Origin of the sequence: Chryseobacterium sp. (assembly GCF_022712095.1) — a bacterium.
Classification (GTDB): Bacteria; Bacteroidota; Bacteroidia; order Flavobacteriales; family Weeksellaceae; genus Chryseobacterium.
Genome location: NZ_JALAHD010000308.1, coordinates 1 through 3,288, shown reverse-complemented (window position 1 = coordinate 3,288; position 3,288 = coordinate 1). Strand labels below are relative to the sequence as shown.

The 3,288-nt window shown below is 36.2% G+C and carries 4 protein-coding genes; 3 read left to right on the top strand and 1 reads right to left on the bottom strand.

Annotated features, from left to right (window positions below; genetic code table 11):
- Nucleotides 1-40: 40 nt before the first annotated feature.
- The gene (locus tag Q0A18_RS15570) at nucleotides 41-298 is read right to left on the bottom strand and encodes an XRE family transcriptional regulator (protein ID WP_292011082.1); all 258 of its coding nucleotides are present in this window, start codon (nucleotides 296-298) and stop codon (nucleotides 41-43) included.
- A gap of 651 nt (nucleotides 299-949) precedes the next feature.
- Here Q0A18_RS15570 and Q0A18_RS15565 point away from each other — a divergent pair.
- The 3 genes from Q0A18_RS15565 to Q0A18_RS15555 form a co-directional block, all read left to right on the top strand.
- Nucleotides 950-1,477 (top strand): hypothetical protein, encoded by a 528-nt coding sequence (locus Q0A18_RS15565; RefSeq protein WP_292011081.1) that lies wholly within the window; start codon nucleotides 950-952, stop codon nucleotides 1,475-1,477.
- A gap of 179 nt (nucleotides 1,478-1,656) precedes the next feature.
- Entirely contained in the window at nucleotides 1,657-3,084 is a 1,428-nt protein-coding gene (locus Q0A18_RS15560; protein WP_292011080.1) for a hypothetical protein, read from the top strand.
- Between the two features lie 19 nt (nucleotides 3,085-3,103).
- On the top strand, nucleotides 3,104-3,288 hold a 185-nt coding region (locus Q0A18_RS15555), incomplete at its 3' end, for a hypothetical protein (protein ID WP_292011079.1).

Genomic DNA, 3,288 nt, shown 5'->3' with positions numbered 1-3,288 from the left:
CAATAAGATGAACCCAAATGCGAAGACTTTGGAGCTTGGTTTATTTATCTAATTCAGAATAATATTCTTCAAAATCAAAGACGATATCAAATAATTCTTTAGGATGTATTCTCAGTCCGGTTGCAATTTCAATGAAAGTACTGAGTTGGCAATCAATCTTGTTATTGGCAACATCACTGATTCTTGCAGATGTAACATTACATCTTTCAGAAATCTTAGAATAAGGGGTTTCTCCTTTTATTTCTTTTATTTTTTCTGAGACCATTTTTTTAATTTCATCCGTCTTAAACTCGTTCATAATCACACTATTTAGTGCAAATTGTAATTATTAACAAAAATTATCATTACCGAATTCGGTAATATTTAATATTTTTATTATATTTGGAAGAGATTACTCATTAGAGTAATTTTGCGATACTTCAAAGAATAATAGAAGCTATTGCTTAGAATCTTGTAATAGAAAACTGGTAATTTTTAAAGCAACAAGATGATAAGTATGAAGCTCACGACCTAGGCGTGGGCTCTCTTATCTGTTGCAAGGTTATACCAGTACCCCTATTACAGATATTGTAGAGTCCATGCCATTTTATTTTCATGCCGTTCTGCTCTTCTACAATCATCTTTTTCTAAGCCTGCTTTACAACATAAAGTATCATGATAAGGTACAATGGGGTGTACAATCCATTGAGGCTTCAGGGCTTTTAGAAAAACACAAATTATATCATATTCATTGGGTTTGTATAGGCAGGAAGTTCAGGCGGACTTCCTCCTTTACCCCAGTAAAAATCAGAAAACGAAAAACAAATACTATCTAACCCGTAATACTTAAAATATGGTTCAGCTTATACCGCTGTCATGAAGTTTTCGTGATGTATTTACAGCTGTGCCCTATTCAATAAAAACAAAGGATAAAAATATTTACAAAATCACCTTATTAAAACACAAACTCATGAAAAAAAACAGAACAGACTTTCAGTCCCGCTTTGGGAAAGATAACCGGAAGCCTTGCGGTTTACAACAAATGGAAACCTATTTTTTGCTTAATGACATTACCGCATCCAAAGAGCTCCTAAACAACATTATGCATTATGCTGTCGACAGAAACAGCTGGATAAAAGAGTACCCGTCCGTCCTCCTTCATTTTCACCAGGCTATGCGCTCGTTCATCCGTGCAGGTTACCTGCTGGCACTGGAGAAAAAGAAATGGACTGCCAATACCCGCCTGGAAGAGGTTTCTCCGCTGGCTTTTGGACTGCTTTCCGAGAAAGAATACCAAAATCCCCTGCTGGTTTTTAAAAAAGCATTCAGAGAATACAGCGTCAGGGAATTTGATTATTTTATTTCGGGGATGGTCTACCTCTCATTGGGAATGTATGATCATCTGCCGGAAAGGAATATGATAAGCCCGTATATTCATCTGACCAAAATGCTGGATGCTGCATATCTCATTATGGAAAGGAACGGAAAAACCCACTGAGAACGGTTAAGATGATGGGAGCTGAAAGATAAATTCAAATCAGCTATGTCCATGCTGGGGATGATATAACAGCCTATTATAAACTAAAGAGCATTAAAACCTGAAAAAAAATTGACAACATCATTTTAATCCCTACAAAATGAATTATATTTACCTTACTAAAAACACTTGCTATTAATATGAAGAAAAATTTATCTCTCTGGTTATTTTCTATAACCATAGGCCTAAGCGCCTTACATTCCTGTAGCTCTGAGGATGACTATTTTAAAAGTCAGGATGAAAAATACACCTCCAATCAGTTTCTGGTATTTTCTGCACAGGATAGCCAAACAATCAATTATGCAAACGGTTTTAAAACCCTGATGGAAAGATACGACAGTCTTTACAGTGTAAGCCATACGGCAAAGACTATGAAAAGGTCTTTAGGCAAATCGGAAGCCGTATCAACGGAATATATCGAGTTCAATATCCGTTCACAGGAATTTACCACTCACGAGGGTGAAAAGTATGTTCTTTTCCCATTAATAAGGAATTATCAGGTGGGTGGTATAATGGTTGCGGCTCTAAGAGAAAACAAAACCATTGTAGAGTATTATGAAATGGCTTCTTCTGAAAAGAATTATCGGGAAATTTTCGATCTGTTTAAAGCAGAGTATGTAAAAAGTACCATCAATAATAACAGGCTTAATAAATCCGGATGTGGTTTTGATGGACTTGATCCATGTGACATTCCCGGAGTAACTATTACTATTCCAAAGCCGGGTAATGGAACAGGATTACCTCCCGGCGGGGGCGGTGGAACTTCCGGCGGATGTTCTATTTATCAAAACTGTATTGATAGTAATCTTGATGGTGGAGGCGGTGGTGCTCCCGATTTGGGAGATGAGCGCTGCTTAAAAGCCTTTTCAGGAGTATCCAAGGCAAATAAAATACTACAAAGTTCTGCAGGACAACAAAAAATGGATGCGATATTAAAAAGCAAGGTTCAGGAAACGAATGAGTTTGGAGTTGGAATTGGACAAAGCGCCGATGGAGGAATTGAGATAACAGCTCCAAAAGAAGGAACTCCCAGCTCTGTAGCTTCCCCTACTGATCAATTGACAAGTCCTCCGGTAGGCACAGGACATTCCCATGCGGGAGCTTCAGGACATCCATCTGCGGGAGATCTCTATTCCCTGCTCGAAAGAATAGTAGATTTTCCTAATTTCCGTTATAGTTTTATATATGGCATATCGAATGGTACCACCGAGATTTATACCCTAATAATTACTGATCCTACACTTGCAGCGGCTTTTTTAGCACAATATCCTAGAAGTGAGAACTACGATCCAGTTACTCATGACATCAAATTTAGAAGTGAGCTTGGTGAAGATTTTCAAGATATGAAATATATGTATGGCTATGATTCATCAGGAAATACCTCAGGAGAGTATTATGATAAAAGTGCTGTAGCTATGGCACATATGTTGGATAAATTCAATTCAGGGGTAAGTTTAGCAAAAGCAGATTCTAGTGGAAACCTGAAAGCTATAAATACTTCTATTCAAGAAATTACAAAAGTTAATGGTATATCAGACGGAAAAGCGATAGTCTCAAAATGTCCCTAATTAAAAAAATTTATAAACAATGAAAAAATTATTAATAACTAAAGCAATATTCTTATTAAGTTTACTATTAATAAATTATAGTAAAGCTCAAACAACGACCGATTATATTAACTTTTATAATGATGTAACTCCTAAACTAAATTCAATAATTCCTAATAAAACTCAGTTTTATGGAAAGCCTTTTTCCAATTTTTATAGTGAATT

Bases quoted from the DNA above. Each gene is read 5' to 3' on its own strand.
- Q0A18_RS15570 (WP_292011082.1), bottom strand. From the start codon at position 298: ATGAACGAGTTTAAGACGGATGAAATTAAAAAAATGGTCTCAGAAAAA.
- Q0A18_RS15565 (WP_292011081.1), top strand. From the start codon at position 950: ATGAAAAAAAACAGAACAGACTTTCAGTCCCGCTTTGGGAAAGATAAC.
- Q0A18_RS15560 (WP_292011080.1), top strand. From the start codon at position 1,657: ATGAAGAAAAATTTATCTCTCTGGTTATTTTCTATAACCATAGGCCTA.